This window comes from Bacillus cereus group sp. MYBK5-2 (assembly GCF_051915685.1).
Classification (GTDB): Bacteria; Bacillota; Bacilli; order Bacillales; family Bacillaceae_G; genus Bacillus_A; species Bacillus_A cereus.
In genome coordinates this window covers 515,836-538,715 of record NZ_JBQAFE010000003.1, presented here as the reverse complement: position 1 = coordinate 538,715, position 22,880 = coordinate 515,836, and the positions used below count along the sequence as shown (strand labels likewise).

Sequence of the window (22,880 nt, the reverse complement as noted above, 5' to 3'; positions counted from 1 at the left end):
TACAAAATACGTTTACAAAGAAAGAGAAGGTACCCCATTACGAGGTACCTCTTCTTATTTTAAAATATTTGCAATATATGTTTGAAGTTCTTCTACGTTTACTTCTTCAGACTCACCTGTAGCACGTACTTTCACTTCTACAATACCTTCGTCTGCTTTTTTACCAACTGTAACACGAACTGGAAGACCGAATAAATCTGCATCTGCAAATTTAACACCTGCACGTTCTGCACGATCGTCTAATAACACTTCATAGCCTTGTTCTTGTAATGAGTTGTAGATATTTTCACCCATTTCACGTTGTGCATCCGATTTCATATTTACTGGAATTACATGCACATGGAACGGTGCTACAGCTTTTGGCCAAACTAAGCCGTTCTCATCGTTAAACTGCTCTGCAATTGCTGCCACTGTACGAGATACACCGATACCGTAACAACCCATAATAAGTGGTTGTGTTTTTCCGTTTTCATCTAGGAATGTTGCGTTCATTGCTTCACTATAACGAGTTCCTAATTTGAATACATGACCAACTTCAATTCCGCGTGCAAAAAGAATTGTTCCGTTTCCATCTGGAGATTGGTCTCCTTCTTGGATGAAGCGTAAATCTGTATATTGACTTACTTTAAAGTCACGTTCTGGATTTACATTTACATAATGGAATCCTTCTTCATTCGCTCCTGAACATCCGTTAACAATTGATGCTACAGCATGATCAGCAATAATTTCGATATCACCTGTTACATTAATCGGTCCTAATGAACCAACTTCACAATTTAATAATGCTTTTACTTCTTCATGAGAAGCAAGCTCAACAACTGAAGCGCCGTATACATTTTTCACTTTCACATCGTTTACTTCGTGATCACCACGAACAAGTACCACTACTAATTTCTCATCTACTTTAAACACCATAGACTTAATGCACTTGTCAGCTGCAATGTTTAAGAATGCAGATACTTCTTCAATTGCTTTTTGGTCTGGTGTTGCTACTTTTTCAAGTGCTTTTTCTGCTTCGTCACTCTTCGTATACGTAGCTACAACAGGAGCCATTTCGATGTTTGCTGCATAATCAGATGTGTCAGAGTATGCAATTGTATCTTCACCAACATCAGATAATACCATAAATTCATGTGTATCTTTTCCGCCCATTGCTCCAGAATCAGCAATAACTGCACGGAAATTCAAGCCACAGCGAGCAAAAATGTTAGAGTATGCTTTATATAAACGATCGTATACTTCATCTAAGCTCTCTTGTGTAGCATGGAAAGAGTATGCATCTTTCATTAGAAACTCTCTTCCACGTAATAAGCCGAAACGAGGTCTTTGCTCATCACGGAATTTTGTTTGAATTTGGTATAATGTTAACGGTAATTTTTTATATGATTTCACTTCATCACGCACGAGATCCGTAATTACTTCCTCATGTGTCGCTCCTAATGCGAATTCACGAGCATTACGATCTTTCATACGCATTAATTCAGATCCGTAAGAATACCAACGACCTGATTCTTGCCACAATTCCGCAGCTTGCATAGCTGGCATTAATAATTCTACAGCTCCTGCGCGCTCCATTTCTTCTCGAACGATACGTTCTACTTTGTGTAATACTTTTAATCCAAATGGTAGAAAGCTATAAATACCAGAAGCATTTTGACGCATAAAACCTGCACGAAGTAATAGCTGATGACTCTTAATTTCAGCATCAGCTGGAACTTCACGTAATGTAGGACTGAATACCATACTTTGTTTCATTTATTTGCACCTCTTCATTTTACTCTTACACGCAGTAAAACCCCTCACCTCGAGTTAGGTGAGGGATTTTATTCTACGAGCTCTATTTCATTATAAGTTTCACTTTATTTTACAAGAAAAACTTACGAATGTCATTCCAAGTTACAACTAACATAAGTAACATTAATAATGCAAAACCAATAAAGTGAACCATTCCTTCTTTTTGGCGATCAATTGGTTTCCCTCGTAACGCTTCAATTAAGAAGAAGAATAAACGGCCACCATCTAAAGCAGGAACTGGTAATAAATTAAATAAACCAAGATTAATGCTTAGAACTGCAGCTAAACTTAGTACACGCGTAAACCCATAATCTACAACTTGATCTGTTAGATTATAAATTCCTACTGGACCTGATAACTCATTAATAGAAAATTGACCAGTTACTAATTTAACAAGAGATTCAAAAATTAGTTTCGTCCATTGGTACGTTTGTTCAAATCCTGATTTAATAGAACCCATTACTGTTTTCTCTACAGGAGAATACACACCGATTCTACCAACTTCGTCTTTTCCTTCTTTATCGAGTGTTGGCGTTACTTTCACATTAAACTGTTCATTATCACGCTTTACTTGTAACGTAATTTCTTTATTTGGGTTTTCACGTACAATAGTAACAACATCTTTCCATGTACTTGTGTTTTTCCCATCAATAGCTTGAATTGTATCATTCTCTTTCAATCCAGCTTGCTGTGCTGCACTGTTATCCATCACTTTTCCGACCATTGGTTTGTCAATAGGAACCCCTTGTACAAATCCAAGAATCACAAAAATAACAAATGCTAAAATGAAGTTCATTGCAGGACCCGCAAAGATTGTTAAAGCGCGTTGCCCTAGTTTTTTCGAGCCAAATTGTCTATTATACGGAGCAATTTGAATTTCTTCCCCCGCAGTAATAATACGAGCCTTTTCATTCACTCGGAATGTTTGAAGCTCTTCCTCGTACTCTTCATAGCCCGAAATTGTTAAATTATGCTCCAAATCAGCTTGTTCGACTTCAATAACACGAACATTTGGATACTTTTCATATCCATCAAAAACTAATTTCACAACTTCGTCTTTTTCATTTAATACAAGGCCAACCTTTTTCCCAGGCTTTAACTCAACTGTGTCCGCATCCTCGCCGGCCATTCTTACATAGCCACCAAGGGGCAGTAATCGAATCGTATACACCGTTTCATTCTTTTCAAATGAGAATATTTTCGGACCAAAACCAATCGCAAACTCGCGGCATAAAATACCTGCTCTTTTTGCGAAATATAGATGCCCTAGCTCATGGAAAAATACGAGTGCACCGAAAATTAATATAAAGGCAATCGCTGTATTCAATTCCATAACCACCTTTGCTAAATTTGTTCCATCACAAACCGTCTTGTGGCCGCATCAATTTCCAAAATTTCCTCTAAGCTCGGTCGTGCAATGACATTGTGATGGTTCATTGCTTTTTCAATGAGATCTTCCACTGTTAAGAAACCAATTCTCTTTTGTAAAAAGGCTTCAACAGCTACTTCATTCGCTGCGTTCATTACAGCTGGCATACTTCCACCTGCTTTTCCAGCTTCATACGCAAAACGTAAACAACGGAATCGTTCTTGGTCCATTTTCTCAAAATGCAACGTCCCTATTTCCCATAAGTTTAACTGTTTTGTGTCTGAAAGAGGCAATCTATCAGGATATGTAAGTGCGTATTGAATTGGTACTCGCATATCAGGTGAACCAAGCTGCGCCATTACACTACGATCTTCAAATTCAACCATAGAATGGATAATACTTTCTTTATGTAAAACAACATCGATTTGCTCATAAGGGATACCAAAAAGCCAATGTGCTTCAATTACTTCTAGTCCCTTATTCATCATTGTAGCAGAATCAATTGTAATTTTCGAACCCATTGACCAGTTTGGATGTCGAAGCGCATCTTCTACGGTCACATGATGCAATTCATCCCTCGTTTTATCACGGAAACTTCCACCAGAAGCCGTTATAATAAGACGAGAAATTCTTTTTTCATTTTCACCATTCAAGCACTGAAAAATAGCCGAATGTTCACTATCTACTGGAAGTAACGAAACATTATGTTTTCGTGCTGCTTCCATTACAAGATGTCCTGCAGTTACTAACGTTTCTTTATTTGCAATTCCAATTGTTTTTTTCGCCTCAATTGCACGAAGTGTTGGTAACAACCCTACGCTACCTACAACAGCATTTACTACAATCTCCGCATCTGGATGTAATGCTACTTCTAAAAGTCCTTCACTACCATATACAATTTTTGTATTACCAGAAACAGATTGTAATTTTAAAACATCTTCCTCTCTTTGCACAGAGACGATTTGCGGAGAAAATTCTTGAATTACCTTTACTGCGTAGTCAATATTTTTCCCTACAGAAAAAGCAACGAGACGGAATTGGTCTGGGTGCGAGCGTAATACATCTAAAGTTTGTGTACCAATTGATCCGCTTGCACCTAATAAACTAATGTTTTTCATGACTCCAACCCCTCGTTCATTTATTAATTGTATTGTAATAAGAAGTAGAGAATTGGTAAAACGAATAACCAACTATCTGTTCGGTCTAATATACCACCATGCCCAGGTAAAATTGTACCTGAATCTTTTACGCCATAATGACGTTTAAAAGCAGATTGTACTAAATCACCAATTTGTCCAAAAATAGAAATGATAATTGTCAGCACAATTAAAATTACTACATTCGATTCGACTGGGAAGAACACGTTGTAAACAAGTGCCACAATAATTCCACAAACGATGCCGCCTAATGAACCTTCAATCGTTTTATTTGGACTAATTTCTGGCCACAATTTTCTCTTGCCCAATGCTTTTCCTACGAAATATGCGCCTGAATCAGTAGCCCATATAACAAATAATGCGCAAAATACATATTTAATTCCTAATATTCTCGTTTCATTTAAATATAAGAATCCCATTGCCACATATGTCGTTGCCATCAGTAAAAATGAAGCATTATCAAAAGTAAATGTATTCTTAGAAAGGACTGTATATGATAAAAGTAATAAAACAATCACAAATGTGATTTCCAATTTACCTAATCCAATCCATGTAAACAGTTTTGATGCACTACTTGGAATTAAAAGAATCCACAATAATACTGCAGCTAAAACTGTCGGTACTGAAATAAGCGTAAGCTTATTCATACGAATTAATTCATATAAACCTATAGAAGCAAGTGCATACACTAAAACCGTAAAAGGCACGCCACCGTATATTACGATGGGAATGAATAGCGCGGCAGCAACCACTCCAGTAATAATTCTCTGTTTCACTACCAAACCCTCTCTTTCTACACGCCTCCGAATCTGCGCCCTCTATGTTGAAAGTCAGTAATCGCATTTAGCAAATGTTCTTCTTTGAAGTCTGGCCAATACACGTCTGTAAACCAAAACTCCGAATATGCAATTTGCCATAACATGAAATTACTAATACGTAGCTCTCCGCTTGTTCGGATTAACAACTCTGGATCAGGTAAAGAACTCGTCATTAAGTAGGAGGAAAGCATTTCTTCACTTACCTCTTCAGAACGAATTTTTCCTTCCTCATTATCTTTCATCATATGTTGCACAGCAGAAACGATTTCATCTCGACTTCCATAGTTTAACGCGAAATTAAGAATTAATCCCGTATTCTCTTTCGTATCTTCCATGGCTTTCTCCATCGCTCTGCGTGTATGCGTAGGAAGACGATCTTTTTGCCCTATTACTCGGACTTGTACGTTTTCTTCAATCAATTCTGGTAAAAATGTACCTAGAAATTCTTCTGGAAGCTTCATTAAATAATCAACTTCCTTTTTCGGTCTTTTCCAGTTCTCAGTTGAAAAAGCATAGAGAGTTAACACTTTCACATTAAGTTTACTTGCAAATTTTGTAATTTTCTTTACAACTTGCATACCTTCATGATGTCCCGCAATACGAGGCATTGCTCTCCTCTTTGCCCATCTTCCATTCCCATCCATAATGATGGCAATATGTTCTGGGATATATCCTTTTTTCACTTCTTCAACGAGATGATCAAACGATGTGTCCTTTTTACCTTTAAAAAAAGGAAAGTTTTTAAACATCATTCATACCCTCCAGCAAGCAGACGTATGCCTAAAAGTGTAAAAAGACCCCCTTAAGAAGAGGGTCATATTTGCGAAGTTATCGCTATTACACTTCCATGATTTCTTTTTCTTTGTTTTTTGCGATTTCGTCAACTTTTGCAATATATTTATCTGTTTCTTTTTGGATATCTTCAGTATATCCTCTTAAATCATCTTCTGTAATCTCGCCAGCTTTTTCAAGCTTCTTAAGATCATCATTTCCGTCACGACGTACGTTACGAACAGCAACTTTTGCTTCTTCAGCATATTTTTTCACAACTTTTACAAGATCACGACGACGCTCTTCTGTTAGTGCAGGAAATGCAATACGAATTACAGTTCCATCATTAGAAGGGTTTAAGCCTAAATCTGCTTTTAAAATTGCTTTTTCAATATCACCGATAGAAGTTTTATCATAAGGTTGAATTACTAGTAAACGTGCTTCTGGAACTGTAATGTTCGCTAATTGCACAACTGGTGTTGGTGCACCGTAGTAATCAACTTGTACCTTATCTAATACAGACGCGTTTGCACGGCCAGCACGAACTGTTGCTAATTCACGAGAATAAGCAGCAACTGCTTTTTCCATTTTTTCATTTGAAGACTTCAATACTTGTTGTCCCATATTTATTTCCCCCTTACCACTGTTCCGATATTTTCGCCTAAAACGGCACGTTTAATATTACCTTTTTCCATAACTGAGAATACAATTAATGGAATATCATTATCCATACATAGAGAAGAAGCTGTAGAATCCATTACACCTAAACCTTCTTTTAATACATCTAAGTAAGTAAGCGTTTCGTATTTTGTAGCTGTTGGATCAATAGATGGATCCGCATTATATACACCATCTACATTGTTTTTCGCCATTAAAATTACATCTGCTTCAATTTCTGCCGCACGTAATGCTGCTGTTGTATCTGTAGAGAAGTATGGGTTACCTGTACCTGCTGCAAAGATAACAACACGTTTTTTCTCTAAGTGACGAACTGCTTTACGACGAATGTAAGGTTCTGCAACTTGACGCATCTCAATTGAAGTTTGTACACGAGTTTGAATTCCGATATTCTCCAAGCTATCTTGAAGAGCTAATGAATTCATAACTGTCGCTAACATGCCCATGTAATCTGCCCCTGCACGATCCATGCCCATTTCACTTCCAATTTTTCCACGCCAAATGTTACCGCCACCAACAACAACAGCAACCTCTACATCAAGTTCTGCAATTTCTTTTACTTGTTCCGCAACTGACTTAATAACAGTTGGGTTAATTCCAAATCCTTGCTCTCCAGCTAAAGCTTCTCCACTTAGCTTTAAAACGACACGATTATATTTCGGTTTACTCATAATGAACCTCCAATTGCTTACATCTTTATTTTAAAAAAGGGAACACAATGTGTTCCCTAATCTGTATTAGTTACTACCTTTTACTTGGTTCATTACTTCTTCAGCAAAGTTGTCTTCGCGTTTTTCGATACCTTCACCAACAGCGTAGCGAACGAATCCTTTTAATGTTCCGCCTTTAGACTCAACGAATTGACGAACTTTCATATCAGGGTTTTTAACGAATGCTTGGTCAAGTAAGCAAATCTCTTCGAAGAATTTGCCTAGACGGCCTTCAACCATTTTCGCAACGATTTTCTCAGGCTTGCCTTCGTTTAATGCTTGTTGTGTTAATACTTGACGCTCATGCTCAACTTCTTCAGCTGTTACAGCATCGCGGTCGATGTATTTAGGGTTAACTGCAGCGATGTGCATTGCAACATCTTTAGCAGCAGCTTCATCAGTAGAACCTTCAAGAACTGTTAATACACCAATGCGTCCACCCATGTGTAGGTAAGCGCCGAATGCATCTGCATCAGTTTTTGATACGATTTCGAAACGACGAAGTGTAAGTTTTTCACCAATTTTAGCGATTGCTTCGTTGATGTGCTCTTCAACTTTTTTACCGTTTTCCATTGTTTGAGCCATAGCTTCTTCAACGTTAGCTGGTTTGTTAGTTAATAAGTGAGCAGCTAATTCTTTAATTAGTGTTTGGAAACCTTCGTTTTTCGCAACGAAATCAGTTTCAGAGTTTAATTCTAAGATTAAAGCGTCGTTACCGTTTGTTTCGATGAAAGTTAAACCTTCAGCAGCAATGCGGTCTGCTTTTTTAGCAGCTTTCGCAATACCTTTTTCACGTAAGAAGTCAATTGCCTTCTCCATGTCGCCGTTAGTTTCTGTTAAAGCTTTTTTGCAGTCCATCATACCTGCGCCAGTTTTTTCACGTAATTCTTTTACCATTTGAGCAGTGATTGCCATACTTTTCATCCTCCTAAAATATGTATTTATACCTTTTATAAAGGTGTTTATACCTTAAAAAAGGTGATAAAAGGCCGAACCCCTTATCACCTTTCCAACTTTGTTACGCAGTAACAGTTTCTTCACCTTGTTTTGCTTCAAGGATCGCGTCTGCCATTTTAGATGTAAGAAGTTTTACAGCACGAATTGCGTCATCGTTTGCTGGGATAACGTGATCGATTTCGTCTGGATCACAGTTTGTATCAACGATACCGATGATTGGAATGTGTAATTTGCGTGCTTCAGCAACTGCAATACGCTCTTTACGAGGGTCTACTACGAATAATGCACTTGGAAGACCTTTCATATCTTTAATACCGCCTAAGAATTTCTCAAGACGCTCTAACTCTTTTTTAAGTTGAACAACTTCTTTCTTAGGAAGTACTTCGAAAGTACCATCTTCTTGCATTCTTTCGATGTCTTTAAGACGCTTGATACGCTTTTGGATTGTTTGGAAGTTTGTTAAAGTTCCACCTAACCAACGTTGGTTAACGAAGTACATACCAGCACGAGTTGCTTCTTCTTTAATAGCTTCTTGTGCTTGTTTTTTAGTACCTACGAATAAGATGTCTCCGCCTTCAGCAGCGATGTCGCGCATCGTTCTGTAAGCTTCCTCAACTTTTTTCACAGTTTTTTGTAAGTCGATGATGTAGATACCGTTACGCTCTGTGAAAATGTAACGCTTCATTTTTGGGTTCCAACGACGAGTTTGATGTCCGAAATGAACACCAGCTTCAAGCAATTGCTTCATAGAAATTACTGACATAATATAGTTCCTCCTAAATGGTTTTTGATATCCTCCGTTTACTTCATCTCTAAGCGAAACTACAAACGTAGCACCAACACTTAAATCAGTAAACGTGTGTACTTTGTACTGACACCACTGCTTACTATATCATACTGAAATATTACAATCAAGTCGAAAATGCGAACAATGTAAAACTTTCTTTGTTCATACTCGAATTCTAGTATTACCAACCTTCTTTTCTTTTAAGCAAAAAAGTAAATACAATTAATAGTTTTCCCAGAAAAAACGCTTATGACACTTTTCACAAGCATCTTCTATCCATTGCACAAAAAAACTCTCCTCAATTGAGGAGAGTTTTTTATAAATTAGTTTGTTTTTAATTTAGCAAGTTCTTGTAGAAACTTGTCGTTTAGCACTTTAATGTATGTTCCTTTCATACCTAAAGAGCGAGACTCAATAACACCAGCACTTTCTAATTTACGTAGTGCATTTACGATTACAGAGCGAGTAATTCCTACGCGATCAGCAATTTTACTTGCAACAAGTAAACCTTCTGTTCCATTTAATTCTTCGAAGATATGCTCAATTGCTTCTAACTCACTGTAAGATAATGAGCTGATTGCCATTTGAACAACAGCTTTACTACGCGCTTCCTCTTCGATTTCTTCTGCTTTTTCACGTAAGATTTCCATACCTACAACAGTTGAGCTGTACTCAGCAAGGATTAAATCATCATCTAAGAACTCTTGACCAAGACGAGCTAATACTAATGTACCTAGACGCTCACCGCCACCAACGATTGGTACGATTGTAGTTAAACCTTGACCGAATAATTCTCTGTTTTCTACTGGGAATGCTGTGTAAGCACTGTTCACATCTAAGTTTGAAGATGTTTCTGTAATGTTGAATAAGCTTTGTGTATATTCTTCTGGGAATTGACGTTCTGCAAGCATTTGCTTCATGCGTTCGTTTTCGATTTGTTGGTGAATTGCATAACCTAGTAATTTACCACGACGGCTAACTACGAATACGTTTGCTTCGATTACTTCACACATTGTGTCAGACATTTCTCTAAAGTTTACAGGCTTCCCTGCTGCGCTCTGTAATAACGCATTTAATTTTCTCGTTTTTGCTAATAATTCCATTTCAAAAGTTCCTCCTACATGTTACTCACATATTTTTTCATCACTTGGAAACTAGGGCGAGTCACCTGATGACACTATTACAAAATAAACTGGCTCACATCTTTATTTTTAGCAATTGTTGCTAATTTCTCCTCAACGTATTGAGGTGTTATCGTTATTTTCTCTAACGTAATTTCAGATGCTTCAAACGATAAATCTTCAAGGAGCTTCTCCATAATCGTATGAAGTCTTCTTGCTCCAATATTATCTGTATCCTGATTAACTTGATAAGCAATCTCAGCAATCTTACGAATAGCTTCGTCTGAAAATTCAATTTCTATACCTTCAGTCGCTAATAATGCCATATATTGTTTAATTAACGCATTGTCAGGCTCGATTAATATTTTAACAAAATCGTCTGTCGATAATTTTGTTAATTCTACTCGAATCGGAAATCTCCCTTGCAATTCCGGAATTAAATCCGACGGTTTAGACATATGGAACGCTCCAGCTGCAACGAATAAAATATAATCCGTTTTTACTGATCCGTATTTTGTCGCAACATTCGACCCTTCTACAATTGGCAGAATGTCACGTTGCACACCTTCACGTGATACATCTACGCTATTCGACTGCTTACCAGCAATTTTGTCAATTTCATCGATAAAAATAATCCCGAGCTGTTCAGCACGATAAACAGCCTCTTGTGTAACTTCATCCATATCAATTAAGCGCTGTGCCTCTTCATTTGTCAAGAGTTTTCTTGCTTCTTTTACAGAAAGTTTACGTTTTTTCGTTTTTTTCGGCATAAAACTTCCTAGCGCATCTTGGAAATTCATTCCCATTTGTTCCATGCCAGTTCCTTGTAACATATCAAACATGGAAGACTGTTGTTCAGTCACTTCAATCGATACAATTTCTTCTTCAAGAAGCCCTGCAGCAAGCTTTCTCTCTACATCTTGACGTTTCTTTTCGATTTCAACATCTTCTTGTGTATCAGACGTTTGATTCGAATTTTGAGCGCCTCCAAAAAGCATCTCTAATGGATTTTTGAATCCAGATTGCTTCTCCGGACTCGGCACTAAAATTTCAACAAGACGTTGATTCGCTTGCTCTTCTGCTTTATCTTGAACTTTCACTACCATTTCTTCTTTTACGATACGAACCGATGTTTCCACCAAGTCACGTACCATCGACTCTACATCTCTACCTACATATCCAACTTCTGTGAATTTTGTAGCCTCAACCTTAATAAAAGGTGCTCCAACGAGTTTCGCCATTCGTCGTGCTACCTCTGTTTTCCCAACACCTGTCGGTCCAATCATTAAAATATTTTTAGGTGCAATTTCGTCACGTAAATTTTCAGCTAATTTACTGCGGCGATATCGATTTCTCAACGCTACAGCAACCGCTTTCTTTGCGTCTTTTTGACCGATGATGTATTGATCTAATTTTTCCACAATTTGGCGCGGAGTAAAATGTAAATGCATATAAAATGCCTCCCTTACGATTCTACAATTCTTCAACAATTATGTTGTGATTCGTATAAACACAAATATCGCCAGCAATCTCTAAACTCGCTTTCGCAATTTGCTTCGCTGTTAAGTGTTCACTTGCATATTGCTTTAAAGCACGACCTGCAGAAAGTGCATAATTCCCACCAGATCCAATTGCTAAAATACCATCATCCGGTTCAATCACTTCTCCTGTACCTGAAACAAGGAGCATAGTTGTTTTATCCATGACAATGAGCATCGCTTCTAGCTGACGTAACATTTTATCGCCACGCCATTGTTTTGCCATTTCAACAGCAGCACGCTGCAAGTTGCCATTATACTCTTCTAATTTCCCTTCAAACATTTCAAAAAGAGTAAATGCGTCAGCAACTGATCCTGCGAAACCAGCTAAAACTTTACCTTGGAAAAGTTTACGAACTTTACGAGCTGTATGTTTCATTACAACAGCATTTCCCATTGTCACTTGGCCATCTCCAGCCATTGCACATTCTCCATTATGATGAACTGCAAATATCGTTGTAGCGTGGAAATTTCCCATAGAAAAAACTCCTTTATTTGTTTTTATAGCTTTTAAAGCAATTTATGCCCGCGGGTGATGCTTCATGTAAACAGAACGCAATCTTTCTTTAGAGACATGCGTATAAATTTGTGTCGTCGACAAATTTTCATGGCCTAATAGCTCCTGTACAGTACGTAAATCCGCCCCTTCATCTAGCATATGTGTAGCAAATGTATGCCTTAACATATGGGGACTTATCCGCATTGTCAGCGAAGCCTTTTTAATGAGTTCATTTAAAACATAACGAACCCCACGACTTGTTAGCGGTGTACCTTTCGCATTTAAAAATACCATATGAGAATCTTCGTCAGTCTTATTAACTAACTGTTTTCTCCCATTCTCTATATAAGTAATTAAAGAATCTTGCGCATAGCTTCCGAACGGAATATACCTTTGTTTTTTTCCTTTTCCCATTACTAAAATTGTTCCCACCGCAAAGTCAATATCGGTAAGTTGTAAATTGACACATTCACTCACACGGATCCCAGTCGCATACATCAACTCTAATAAAGCTTGATTCCTTTGGCCTAATGGCGTTTCCGTGTCAGAAACTTCAAATAATTCCTCTAACTCTTCAGCATATAAAAACTTTGGGATTGACAATTCTTTTTTGGGGAGTGACGCAAGTGCAAACGGATTATCCTTTCGATAACCTTCACGCATCAAAAAACGATATAAACTTCGTAAGCTTGATACTTTTCTTGCGACAGATTTACGGGCTAACTTTTCATCGTGCAACGTCGTTAAGTACAAACGAACATCCGCGTATGTAACGTCTAAAAAAGAGGATATGCCTTCTCGTTCCATAAATTGCACAAAATGTTCTAAATCATTTTGATAACTTGCAATTGTATATTTTGAATAATTTCTTTCAATTTGTAAATATCCAACGAATAATTGTAACAATTTCTTCACATTCACACAACTCACCTCAATAAAGGCTACTAAATCGTATCACAACTTAGTAGCCTTTGCAAGAAATTTAACTAAATATTTACAAAATTTCGAATCGTTTCTAAAGCGCGTGCTGCGTACGCTTCATTTCGTTCTGCTTTCTTTTTAATCTTCTTCTCTAACGGTGCAAATAGACCGAAGTTCGCATTCATCGGCTGGAAGTTTTTAGCGTTCGTTGCCGTAATGTAATTTGCCATGCTACCCATCGCAGTTACTGGCGGTAATACAACTGGCTCTTCACCTTGCACAAGACGCGCAGCATTAATTCCTGCTAATAATCCTGATGCTGCTGATTCAACATATCCCTCTACTCCAGTCATTTGACCAGCGAAGAATAAATCATCACGTTGTTTATATTGATATGTTGGACGAAGCAAATTAGGTGAATTAATAAACGTATTACGATGCATTACACCATAACGTACAATCTCTGCATTTTCCAATCCCGGAATTAACTGTAGCACTTCTTTTTGCGGTCCCCACTTTAAATGAGTTTGGAAACCTACGATATTGTATAAAGTTCCCGCTGCATCATCTTGACGTAACTGAACAACAGCATATGGCGTTTTCCCTGTTTTTGGATCTTCCAATCCAACAGGTTTCATAGGTCCAAATACTAACGTCTGTCTCCCTCTACTTGCCATAACTTCTACTGGCATACAACCTTCAAAGAAAATTTCTTTTTCAAACTCTTTTAAAGGCACTGTCTCAGCAGCAATTAGAGCCTCATAAAAACGATCAAACTCTTCTTCTGTCATTGGGCAATTTAAATATGCAGCTTCACCTTTGTCATAACGCGATTTTAAATATACTTTATTCATGTCAATACTGTCTTTTTCTACGATTGGGGCTGCAGCATCATAGAAGTAGAAATAATCTTCTCCTGTTAATTCTTTCAATTTTGCAGAAAGATCAGGAGATGTTAATGGACCTGTAGCAATAATTGTCGGTCCCTCTGGAATATCTGTAATTTCTTCATTCATTACAGTTACATTTGGATGGTTCTTTACGTATTCTGTTACTTTAGCTGCGAACTCATGACGATCTACAGCTAAAGCACCTCCAGCTGGTACAGAGCACTCATCCGCCGCACGAATAATTACAGAATCCATTAAGCGCATTTCCTCTTTAATAACTCCAACTGCATTTGTTAAAGTGTTTGCACGAAGTGAGTTACTACATACTAATTCAGCGAATTTATCTGTGTGATGAGCTGGCGTTTGCCTTACCGGTCTCATTTCATATAATCTAACTTGGACACCACGTTTTGCAATTTGGTAAGCCGCTTCACTTCCTGCAAGACCTGCGCCAATGACGTTTACTACTTGTGTTGTCATTTATATCACCTTTCCTTTTCTTCCCGAAAAAAATGTGAGCAGTTACGCTCACATTTGTTGTTCTTCTTCATAATCGCACGAAATACATTGTACTTGCACGCCTTTTTTCAACTTTTTCTCTACAAGCATGCCTTCGCACTTCGGACACTTACGACCAATTGGCTTATCCCAAGATACAAAGTCGCATTCCGGATACGTACCGCACCCATAGAAAAGACGTTTCTTTTTATTACTACGGCGTTCAATAATTTGACCCTTATCACACTTTGGACAAGTAACACCGATTTCTTTCACAATCGGCTTTGTATTACGACAATCTGGGAAATTCGAGCAAGCCATAAATTTCCCGTATTTACCCATTTTAAAGACCATTGGGTGATTACATAATTCACAATCTTCCCCAGCTGGTTCATCTTTAATTTCCACTTCACGCATTTCTTTTTCCGCTTTTTCTAAACGCGGTTCAAAACCTACGTAGAAATCATCAACAATTTTTACCCAATTCGCATTTCCTTCTTCTACTTCATCAAGGCTTTGCTCCATATTGGCAGTAAATTCAATGTTAATAATTTCTGGGAAAAACTCTAAAATAAGTTCAATTACTATTTCACCAAGTTCAGTCGGAACGAAGCGTTTATTATCCAAACCTACATACCCACGCTTTTGAATTGTTTCAAGTGTAGGTACATATGTTGACGGTCTTCCAATTCCAAGTTCTTCAAGTGTTCTTACTAGGCGAGCCTCTGTATAGCGCGGAGGAGGTTGTGTAAAATGTTGCTTTGGTTCTAAATCCTTTGAAAATACAGTTTCCCCTACTTCTAAAGGTGGCAACATCTTATCCTTTTCTTCAGCACCATCATCTTTTGACTCTACATACACTTTCATAAATCCTGGGAACTTTACAACCGATCCACTTGCACGGAACTGAACATTGTTATTAATGAGTCTCGCTGTCACAGTATCCATTATAGCAGACGCCATTTGACTTGCAACAAATCGCTCCCAAATCAATTTATATAATCGAAGTTGATCACGACCTAAGAAACTTTTTAGTTCCTCTGGCTTTCTCATTACTGAAGTAGGACGAATTGCCTCATGCGCATCTTGTGCATTTGACTTTTTCGTTTCTTTCTTCTTTTCTGTTCCTATGTATTCCGTACCATACGCTTCAGTGATGTAAGTACGAGCCTCTGTTTGAGCTGTTTCTGAGATACGTGTTGAATCAGTTCTCATATACGTAATAAGACCTACAGTTCCTTGTTTTCCAAGATCTATCCCTTCATACAATTGCTGTGCAAGCATCATTGTTTTCTTTGCTCGCATGTTTAACTTACGTGCTGCTTCTTGTTGCAAGGAAGATGTTGTAAACGGTAATGCAGGATTACGTTTTCGCTCTTTGCGCGTTACATTTTCAACTGAAAACGCATTGTCTTTCATCTGTTCAATTATTTCATTCACTTGCGTTTCATTTGTTAATTGAACTTTTTCACCATCTACACCGTAAAAGCTTGCTTCAAATGTGTCTTTTCCTTTTACAAATTCTGTTTTAATTGTCCAGAATTCTTCAGGTTCAAAGTTTTGAATTTCCCTTTCACGCTCGATGATTAAACGAACTGCTACAGATTGTACACGTCCTGCACTTAATCCTTTTTTTACTTTCTTCCATAATAAAGGACTAATATTGTAACCAACAAGACGATCAAGTATACGTCTTGCTTGTTGTGCATCCACTAAATCCATATTAATTGCACGAGGATGTTTAAATGATTCTTTGATTGCATCTTTCGTAATCTCATTAAACACAACCCGACAATCTGATTCAACGTCCACATTTAACGTATTCGCTAAATGCCAAGCAATCGCTTCCCCTTCACGGTCTGGATCGGCCGCGAGATAGACTTTCTTCGCTTTTTTCGCCGCTGATTTTAAATCTTTTAAGACGGGACCTTTACCACGAATGGTAATATACTTCGGGGTGAAGTTGTTCTTTACTTCTATCCCCATTTGACTTTTTGGCAAATCGCGAACATGTCCCATAGACGCGACAACTTTGTATTTTTTCCCTAAATATTTCTCAATGGTCTTCGCCTTAGAAGGCGACTCCACGATTACGAGGTAATCTGACATGCTAGTGCCTCCTTAAGAGGTGGATTCAAGTCTTCATTAATCTTATTGATTTCTCTTGTTTTTGTCAATCAAGAATGAATATACCATACAGTGCCAATCTACCATTTGTCAATAATTGTTTAATAAAAACATAAAAATATAAGATTAATTTAAAATCTCTTCCAAGATATCTTCTGCATTTCTTACTAGTTTTGCTCCTTGCTGAATAAGATGATTCGTTCCCGATGCCCCCTCTATAAATATAGGTCCAGGAAGCGCAAACACCTCTCTATTTTGCTCTAACGCAAGGTCTGCAGTAATAAGTGTTCCACTTCTCGATTTCGCTTCTACAACTAAAACACCTTTACTTATACCACTAATAATCCGGTTCCTTTTTGGAAAATACCATTTTTTCGGTGCATAGTGCGGCGGATACTCTGTCAATAACAATATATATTCCTTCCACATTTCATATAAATGTCTATTTTCTTTCGGATACATAAAAGACAATCCATGCCCTAATATCGCAATAGTCGGGCGATGATGCCTTACTGTAATCTCATGAGACATTGTATCTATCCCTTTTGCAAACCCACTGACAATAAGCCACTCTCTTTCTAATAAGGGGTGTAAAATAAACTTCAAACTCTCATGACCATATAATGATGGTTCTCTCGTTCCAACAACTGCTAATTTATTTACTTTATTCAGGAAATCTTTCTCTCCTTTTCCATATAAAACGAAGGGAGGGTCTTGTATTTCACGTAATAATTGCGGATAATCTTCATCCCATATCGTTATATAAAAAATACGATTTCTCTCTAAATAAGATATATATTGCGGAAGATTTGAACTTTGAAGAAATTTTACTAGTTCTGAAGATTTTTTCGAGGATATTCCAGTGTAGTGTTCCATTTGTTTTTCGTTAAATTTATATATGTTCTTTAATTCTGGATCGACATATAGTAGCCTCTCCATCGCTTTCCAATAATCTGCTAGCAAGTAATGAAGATGTAATAATCTCTCTCTTTTCATCTTGATTCTCCTTACCCATAATTTTTATTATGTAAACAGAAAAAAGTGTAAAAAGACACCCTCAAGTAAGAAGGTGTCTTTCAACAGATTAATAGTTTTTACAAGTCTCAAATAAACCTTTTTCTTTTAAAACAGAGATTAGCGTTTCTCCCATAACTGCTGGAGTTTCAGCTACTTTAATGCCACAAGCTTCCATTGTTTTAATCTTTTCAGCAGCAGTTCCTTTACCGCCAGAAATGATTGCACCAGCATGGCCCATACGTTTGCCAGCAGGCGCTGTTTGACCACCAATGAAGCCTACAACAGGTTTTGTCATATTAGCTTTTACCCATTCAGCTGCCTCTTCTTCTGCTGTACCGCCGATTTCACCAATCATAATTACAGCATGTGTTTCTTCATCTTCATTAAATGCTTTTAACGCATCAATAAAGTCTGTACCGTTAACAGGGTCTCCGCCGATACCTACAGCAGTAGATTGGCCAATACCTTCTTGTGTTAACTGATGTACAGCTTCATAAGTTAATGTACCAGAGCGAGATACGATACCAACATGACCTTTTTTATGAATATATCCTGGCATAATACCAATCTTACATTCATCTGGTGTGATTACACCTGGGCAGTTTGGTCCAAGTAAACGTGTATGTTTACCCGCCATATATCTCTTTACGTTTACCATATCTAATACAGGAATCCCTTCAGTAATACATACTACTAAATCAATTTCTGCATCAACAGCTTCCATAATTGCATCTGCCGCAAAAGCGGGTGGAACGTATACAACTGAAGCGTTTGCGCCTGTTGCTTTCACTGCATCTTCTACTGTATCAAATACTGGTACACCTTCAATATCAGTGCCGCCCTTACCTGGTGTTACACCACCGACAATTTTCGTACCGTATTCAATCATTTGTTTTGTATGGAATAAACCTTGAGAACCTGTAATACCTTGAACAATAACTTTTGTATCTTTATTAACTAATACGCTCATTTTTCTCCCCCGCTTTCTATTAGCCCACTAGTGAAACAATTTTTTGTGCACCGTCTGCCATAGATTCTGCTGCAACAATATTTAAGCCAGACTCATTTAAAATTTTCTTACCTAGTTCTACGTTTGTGCCTTCAAGACGTACAACTAAAGGTAACTCAAGACCTACTTGTTTCGTTGCTTCAATAACACCTTCTGCAATAACATCACACTTCATAATGCCACCAAAAATGTTAACGAAGATACCTTTTACATTTTTGTCAGAAAGGATAATTTTGAATGCTTCTGTAACTTTTTCTGCAGTTGCACCGCCACCAACATCTAAGAAGTTAGCTGGGTCACCGTGGTAATGTTTAATGATATCCATTGTAGCCATCGCTAAACCTGCACCATTAACCATACAACCGATATTTCCATCTAAAGGAATGTAGTTTAAGTCGTATTTTGAAGCTTCAATTTCTTTTGAATCCTCTTCATCAAGATCACGAAGCTCTAAAATGTCTTTATGGCGATATAACGCATTAGAATCAAAGTTTAATTTTGCATCTAATGCCATAACTTTACCTTCGCCTGTTGTAACAAGTGGGTTAATCTCAGCGATAGAGCAATCTTTTTCGATAAACGCACGATATAAGCCCATCATAAACTTCACAGCTTGTCCTACAAGCTCTTTTGGAATATTGATGTTAAATGCAATTCGGCGCGCTTGGAAACCTTGCAAGCCTACTGCTGGATCAATATATTCTTTAAAGATTTTTTCAGGTGTTTTTTCTGCTACTTCTTCAATTTCTGTTCCGCCTTCTTCAGACGCCATTAAAACAACTTGAGAAGTTGCACGATCTAAAACTAGACCTACATAATATTCTTTTTTAATATCGCAACCTTCTTCGATAAGTAAGCGTTTTACTTCCTTACCTTCAGGACCTGTTTGATGTGTCACAAGTGTAGTTCCTAAAATGCTTTCTGCATATGTACGAACTTCATCTAAATTTTTTGCAACTTTTACTCCGCCAGCTTTGCCGCGTCCACCAGCGTGAATTTGTGCTTTCACTACACATACATCTGTTCCTAATTCTTTCGCTGCTTCTACAGCTTCTTCTACTGTAAATGCAACCTTCCCGTTCGGAACGCTAACCCCATAGCTTCTAAGGACTGCCTTACCTTGGTACTCATGGATATTCATGGTCCCATCCTCCCCTGTTTTCCTGTTTTACTCGAAAAGTTTTTTAATGTTTAAAAAACATTACATTGCCATTGTATAAGATGATTGGCACGCTGTCTACAATAAAGTGTCAGAAAACTGAAATCGCTTTATTCTTTTTCGAAAATAGTAATGTTTATATGCCAAAATAAAAAAATAAGCTGTATATTTACAGCTTATTTTTGAATCATATCTTTAATTGGTGCGAATGACTTGCGGTGTTCATCTAGTACTCCATGCACTTCAATTGCCTCTAAATGTTGCTTTGTGCCATATCCCATATGTTGCTCAAATCCATATTCAGGATACTTCTCTCCCAGTTCTTTCATCATACGATCTCTCGTTACTTTTGCTATAATGGATGCTGCTGAAATCGAAACACTTTTCGCATCACCTTTAATAATTGATGTTTGCGGAATTGGTGTAGGAAGCTTCATCGCATCAATTAATAAATGTTGGGGTGTACAAGATAAATTTGCAACTGCATCTAACATCGCTTGTTTCGTTGCTTGGTAAATATTAATATCATCAATAACTTGCGGTGATACAATTCCTACTCCAATTGCAATTGCTTGTACTTTTATTTCATCATAAAAACGCTCACGTTTCGCTTCACTCAACTTTTTCGAGTCATTTAACCCTGGAATATAAAAATCCTCAGGAAGAACGACAGCTGCCGTCACAACAGGCCCAGCCAATGGCCCACGCCCTACTTCATCAATACCCGCGATATATGTGACCCCTTTTTCACGCAAAGCATTTTCATACTTGGACATTTCAAAAAACTTCTCTTTTTCTTTCTGTTCTAACTCTTTTTGTTTATACCACTTCAAAACGAGCTTTTGAACACCTTTTCGATCATCTTTCATTAACAGTTGAAAGCGATCATCTTCTTCATTCATAATTTCTTTCAATACATTTTCCGCTTCTTTTATCGTCATAGTTTGCATTTATACAAGCTCCTTTTTAAACATATCCAAAAAGAAAAGACGCACAAACGCACGTCTTATACTTCTTCTATTTTTTCCACATCTTCCACTTGCTCTCCAAACTCTTCCGGTGTTTCAAACGTCATTTTTCCAAGTTTGCCACCACGAAGCTCACGAAGCACAAGCTCAGATGTCTTATCATAATCAATCATTCCGCCGCCCATTAAGCAGCCTCTATTTTTTCCAATTGCATCGAATAATTCCACAATATCTTCTGGAATCTCATTTAAATTATAGCGTTCTTTCAAGCGTTCTGGATAATGTTTCTCCATAAAACGTAATGCGTAAACAGCTACATCTTGTAAATTTAAAATTGAATCTTTAATTGCACCCGTTGTCGCTAAACGAAGACCCACTAATTGATCTTCAAATTTAGGCCACAGAATACCTGGTGTATCTAACAATTCCATTTCCTTCCCAACTTTAATCCATTGTTGAGCTGTTGTCACACCTGGACGATCTCCTGTTTTAGCAATATTTTTCTTTGCCAATTTATTAATCAATGTAGATTTACCAACATTTGGTATACCTACAATTAATGCACGAATCGCTCTCGGTCTAATACCTTTTGCAACCATTTTATCAAATTTTTCTTTAACAAGCACTTTACAAGCTGCTGCAATTTCCTTCATACCTTGTCCAGCTTGCGCGTTAATCGAAATTGCCATATGGCCTTTTTCTTTAAAATATGCGATCCATTGTTTTGTTAAACGATCATCCGCCATATCCGCTTTATTTAAAACAACAAGCCTTGGCTTATGTGTAATGATTTCATCAATCATTGGGTTTCGAGATGATAATGGTAATCGAGCATCTACAAGTTCAATTACAACATCAATTAATTTTAATTTCTCCGTTACTTGGCGTCTAGCCTTCGCCATATGCCCTGGAAACCATTGAATTACCATGTTGCCACCTTCTTTTTCATTTATTTCACAATACGTGCGTCTTCTAACGGCCAATATAACATATTAGCTTTACCAATTACTTGATCCATTGAAATCGTACCGATTGAACGGCTATCTTTACTAAAACGACGATTATCACCTAAAACAAATAATTGATCTTTTGGAACGGTTTTCTTGCCTGTCATTTCTTCAAGATTAAAATCATATGTAAGCGGTCCATCAGCAATTTGCTTTTTCTGCTTGTCTAAATACGGCTCCTCATAAGCCTTTCCGTTAACATACAGTTTATCATTACGATACTCTATTTCATCGCCTGGCAGGCCTATAATGCGCTTAATGTAATCTTTATCTTCTGTTGCTCGAAATACGATAATATCAAAGCGTTTTGGATCTCCAATGTGATAACCAATTTTATTCACAATCATTCGATCACGATCATGTAAAGTAGGTGCCATCGATACCCCGTCTACGAGAATTGGCGCAAAGAAAAACTGTCTAATAACACCAGCTAATACAACAGCAATCAAAATTGCTTTAATCCATTCCCAAAGTGAACTCTTCTCTTTTTTCATGCATTTCCCCTCCACGGTTATGTAAACTGCTCGTATTATACCAAAATTTCATATAGATTGGAAAAAGGGAGCTTGTGCATTTACAAGCTCCCATACATGTCTTATCGAATTTCTTTAATACGTGCTTTTTTACCGCGAAGGTTACGTAAGTAGTATAACTTAGCACGACGTACTTTACCACGGCGAAGTACTTCGATTTTCGCGATTCTTGGCGTGTGAACTGGGAATGTACGCTCAACACCTACACCGTAAGAAATCTTACGAACTGTGAATGTTTCACTGATTCCGCCACCACGACGTTTAATTACAACACCTTCGAAAAGCTGAATTCTTTCACGAGTTCCCTCAACAACTTTTACGTGTACACGTAAAGTGTCACCAGGACGGAATGAAGGAAGGTCAGTTTTTAATTGGCCTTTTGTAATTTCTGCGATTAATTGTTGCATATTAAATTCTCTCCTTTAAACAGATGCTCTTATAAAGTCTTAATAAATTACAGCGGAACATCGTTAATACGGCTACTGATTTCAGTAGCACAAATGTTATAATAGCATATTACTAGGCCTGTTGCAATAGCAAATATATGAAGTT

At 37.5% G+C, this 22,880-nt stretch carries 22 protein-coding genes; all 22 read right to left on the bottom strand.

The features are described 5' to 3' along the window. Positions 1–54: 54 nt before the first annotated feature. The gene (locus ACTFP3_RS15180) at positions 55–1,755 is read right to left on the bottom strand and encodes a proline--tRNA ligase (RefSeq protein ID WP_000814300.1); all 1,701 of its coding nucleotides are present in this window, start codon (positions 1,753–1,755) and stop codon (positions 55–57) included. Between the two features lie 109 nt (positions 1,756–1,864). After that, positions 1,865–3,121, bottom strand: a complete 1,257-nt coding sequence (rseP, locus tag ACTFP3_RS15175; protein ID WP_001090243.1) for an RIP metalloprotease RseP — start codon at positions 3,119–3,121, stop codon at positions 1,865–1,867. 17 nt (positions 3,122–3,138) lie between these two features. After that, on the bottom strand, positions 3,139–4,281 hold the full coding sequence (gene dxr, locus ACTFP3_RS15170) for a 1-deoxy-D-xylulose-5-phosphate reductoisomerase (RefSeq protein ID WP_000790373.1): 1,143 nt from the start codon (positions 4,279–4,281) through the stop codon (positions 3,139–3,141). 23 nt (positions 4,282–4,304) lie between these two features. Beyond that, a complete protein-coding gene (gene cdsA / locus ACTFP3_RS15165) occupies positions 4,305–5,096 on the bottom strand; it encodes a phosphatidate cytidylyltransferase (protein WP_000813594.1) in 792 nt (263 codons plus the stop codon). A gap of 17 nt (positions 5,097–5,113) precedes the next feature. Further along, positions 5,114–5,890, bottom strand: coding sequence for an isoprenyl transferase (uppS, locus tag ACTFP3_RS15160; RefSeq protein ID WP_000971296.1), 777 nt, complete (start codon positions 5,888–5,890; stop codon positions 5,114–5,116). An 85-nt stretch (positions 5,891–5,975) separates the two neighbouring features. Continuing rightward, positions 5,976–6,533 carry a ribosome recycling factor gene (gene frr, locus ACTFP3_RS15155; protein ID WP_000531501.1) on the bottom strand — a complete coding sequence of 186 codons (558 nt, stop codon included), beginning with the start codon at positions 6,531–6,533 and terminating at the stop codon, positions 5,976–5,978. 2 nt (positions 6,534–6,535) lie between these two features. After that, positions 6,536–7,258: a UMP kinase gene (gene pyrH, locus ACTFP3_RS15150; RefSeq protein ID WP_000042668.1), complete on the bottom strand. Its 723-nt coding sequence runs from the start codon at positions 7,256–7,258 to the stop codon at positions 6,536–6,538. 66 nt (positions 7,259–7,324) lie between these two features. Further along, positions 7,325–8,212, bottom strand: coding sequence for a translation elongation factor Ts (tsf, locus tag ACTFP3_RS15145; RefSeq protein WP_001018578.1), 888 nt, complete (start codon positions 8,210–8,212; stop codon positions 7,325–7,327). Positions 8,213–8,315: 103 nt separating this feature from the next. Beyond that, the gene (gene rpsB / locus ACTFP3_RS15140) at positions 8,316–9,017 is read right to left on the bottom strand and encodes a 30S ribosomal protein S2 (RefSeq protein WP_000111485.1); all 702 of its coding nucleotides are present in this window, start codon (positions 9,015–9,017) and stop codon (positions 8,316–8,318) included. A 347-nt stretch (positions 9,018–9,364) separates the two neighbouring features. Beyond that, on the bottom strand, positions 9,365–10,144 hold the full coding sequence (gene codY / locus ACTFP3_RS15135; protein WP_000421290.1) for a GTP-sensing pleiotropic transcriptional regulator CodY: 780 nt from the start codon (positions 10,142–10,144) through the stop codon (positions 9,365–9,367). A 77-nt stretch (positions 10,145–10,221) separates the two neighbouring features. Next, entirely contained in the window at positions 10,222–11,613 is a 1,392-nt protein-coding gene (hslU, locus tag ACTFP3_RS15130; RefSeq protein ID WP_000550078.1) for an ATP-dependent protease ATPase subunit HslU, read from the bottom strand. A gap of 22 nt (positions 11,614–11,635) precedes the next feature. Next, positions 11,636–12,178 (bottom strand): ATP-dependent protease proteolytic subunit HslV, encoded by a 543-nt coding sequence (gene hslV, locus ACTFP3_RS15125; protein WP_000526272.1) that lies wholly within the window; start codon positions 12,176–12,178, stop codon positions 11,636–11,638. 42 nt (positions 12,179–12,220) lie between these two features. After that, positions 12,221–13,120 (bottom strand): tyrosine recombinase XerC, encoded by a 900-nt coding sequence (gene xerC / locus ACTFP3_RS15120; protein ID WP_001101243.1) that lies wholly within the window; start codon positions 13,118–13,120, stop codon positions 12,221–12,223. Positions 13,121–13,185: 65 nt separating this feature from the next. Beyond that, positions 13,186–14,490, bottom strand: coding sequence for an FADH(2)-oxidizing methylenetetrahydrofolate--tRNA-(uracil(54)-C(5))-methyltransferase TrmFO (trmFO, locus tag ACTFP3_RS15115; RefSeq protein ID WP_000213002.1), 1,305 nt, complete (start codon positions 14,488–14,490; stop codon positions 13,186–13,188). A 48-nt stretch (positions 14,491–14,538) separates the two neighbouring features. After that, positions 14,539–16,617, bottom strand: a complete 2,079-nt coding sequence (gene topA / locus ACTFP3_RS15110) for a type I DNA topoisomerase (RefSeq protein WP_001286963.1) — start codon at positions 16,615–16,617, stop codon at positions 14,539–14,541. A gap of 144 nt (positions 16,618–16,761) precedes the next feature. Next, complete coding sequence (gene dprA / locus ACTFP3_RS15105; protein WP_000818043.1) at positions 16,762–17,631, bottom strand: DNA-processing protein DprA; 870 nt, start codon at positions 17,629–17,631, stop codon at positions 16,762–16,764. 88 nt (positions 17,632–17,719) lie between these two features. Continuing rightward, entirely contained in the window at positions 17,720–18,622 is a 903-nt protein-coding gene (sucD, locus tag ACTFP3_RS15100) for a succinate--CoA ligase subunit alpha (RefSeq protein WP_000115178.1), read from the bottom strand. Between the two features lie 19 nt (positions 18,623–18,641). Then, a complete protein-coding gene (gene sucC, locus ACTFP3_RS15095) occupies positions 18,642–19,802 on the bottom strand; it encodes an ADP-forming succinate--CoA ligase subunit beta (RefSeq protein ID WP_001020791.1) in 1,161 nt (386 codons plus the stop codon). A gap of 194 nt (positions 19,803–19,996) precedes the next feature. Next, positions 19,997–20,770 carry a ribonuclease HII gene (locus ACTFP3_RS15090; protein ID WP_001194265.1) on the bottom strand — a complete coding sequence of 258 codons (774 nt, stop codon included), beginning with the start codon at positions 20,768–20,770 and terminating at the stop codon, positions 19,997–19,999. 56 nt (positions 20,771–20,826) lie between these two features. Next, positions 20,827–21,717, bottom strand: a complete 891-nt coding sequence (ylqF, locus tag ACTFP3_RS15085; protein ID WP_000236704.1) for a ribosome biogenesis GTPase YlqF — start codon at positions 21,715–21,717, stop codon at positions 20,827–20,829. Positions 21,718–21,737: 20 nt separating this feature from the next. Beyond that, positions 21,738–22,289, bottom strand: coding sequence for a signal peptidase I (gene lepB, locus ACTFP3_RS15080; protein ID WP_000711853.1), 552 nt, complete (start codon positions 22,287–22,289; stop codon positions 21,738–21,740). 101 nt (positions 22,290–22,390) lie between these two features. Beyond that, on the bottom strand, positions 22,391–22,735 hold the full coding sequence (gene rplS / locus ACTFP3_RS15075) for a 50S ribosomal protein L19 (RefSeq protein WP_001186516.1): 345 nt from the start codon (positions 22,733–22,735) through the stop codon (positions 22,391–22,393). Between the last annotated feature and the right edge of the window lie 145 nt (positions 22,736–22,880).

Coding starts and splice junctions, on each gene's coding strand:
- ACTFP3_RS15180 (WP_000814300.1), bottom strand. CDS start 1,755: ATGAAACAAAGTATGGTATTCAGTCCTACATTACGTGAAGTTCCAGCT.
- dxr (WP_000790373.1), bottom strand. CDS start 4,281: ATGAAAAACATTAGTTTATTAGGTGCAAGCGGATCAATTGGTACACAA.
- uppS (WP_000971296.1), bottom strand. CDS start 5,890: ATGATGTTTAAAAACTTTCCTTTTTTTAAAGGTAAAAAGGACACATCG.
- frr (WP_000531501.1), bottom strand. CDS start 6,533: ATGGGACAACAAGTATTGAAGTCTTCAAATGAAAAAATGGAAAAAGCA.
- pyrH (WP_000042668.1), bottom strand. CDS start 7,258: ATGAGTAAACCGAAATATAATCGTGTCGTTTTAAAGCTAAGTGGAGAA.
- tsf (WP_001018578.1), bottom strand. CDS start 8,212: ATGGCAATCACTGCTCAAATGGTAAAAGAATTACGTGAAAAAACTGGC.
- rpsB (WP_000111485.1), bottom strand. CDS start 9,017: ATGTCAGTAATTTCTATGAAGCAATTGCTTGAAGCTGGTGTTCATTTC.
- codY (WP_000421290.1), bottom strand. CDS start 10,144: ATGGAATTATTAGCAAAAACGAGAAAATTAAATGCGTTATTACAGAGC.
- hslU (WP_000550078.1), bottom strand. CDS start 11,613: ATGCATTTACATTTTACTCCGCGCCAAATTGTGGAAAAATTAGATCAA.
- hslV (WP_000526272.1), bottom strand. CDS start 12,178: ATGGGAAATTTCCACGCTACAACGATATTTGCAGTTCATCATAATGGA.
- trmFO (WP_000213002.1), bottom strand. CDS start 14,490: ATGACAACACAAGTAGTAAACGTCATTGGCGCAGGTCTTGCAGGAAGT.
- topA (WP_001286963.1), bottom strand. CDS start 16,617: ATGTCAGATTACCTCGTAATCGTGGAGTCGCCTTCTAAGGCGAAGACC.
- dprA (WP_000818043.1), bottom strand. CDS start 17,631: ATGAAAAGAGAGAGATTATTACATCTTCATTACTTGCTAGCAGATTAT.
- sucD (WP_000115178.1), bottom strand. CDS start 18,622: ATGAGCGTATTAGTTAATAAAGATACAAAAGTTATTGTTCAAGGTATT.
- sucC (WP_001020791.1), bottom strand. CDS start 19,802: ATGAATATCCATGAGTACCAAGGTAAGGCAGTCCTTAGAAGCTATGGG.
- ACTFP3_RS15090 (WP_001194265.1), bottom strand. CDS start 20,770: ATGCAAACTATGACGATAAAAGAAGCGGAAAATGTATTGAAAGAAATT.
- ylqF (WP_000236704.1), bottom strand. CDS start 21,717: ATGGTAATTCAATGGTTTCCAGGGCATATGGCGAAGGCTAGACGCCAA.
- lepB (WP_000711853.1), bottom strand. CDS start 22,289: ATGAAAAAAGAGAAGAGTTCACTTTGGGAATGGATTAAAGCAATTTTG.
- rplS (WP_001186516.1), bottom strand. CDS start 22,735: ATGCAACAATTAATCGCAGAAATTACAAAAGGCCAATTAAAAACTGAC.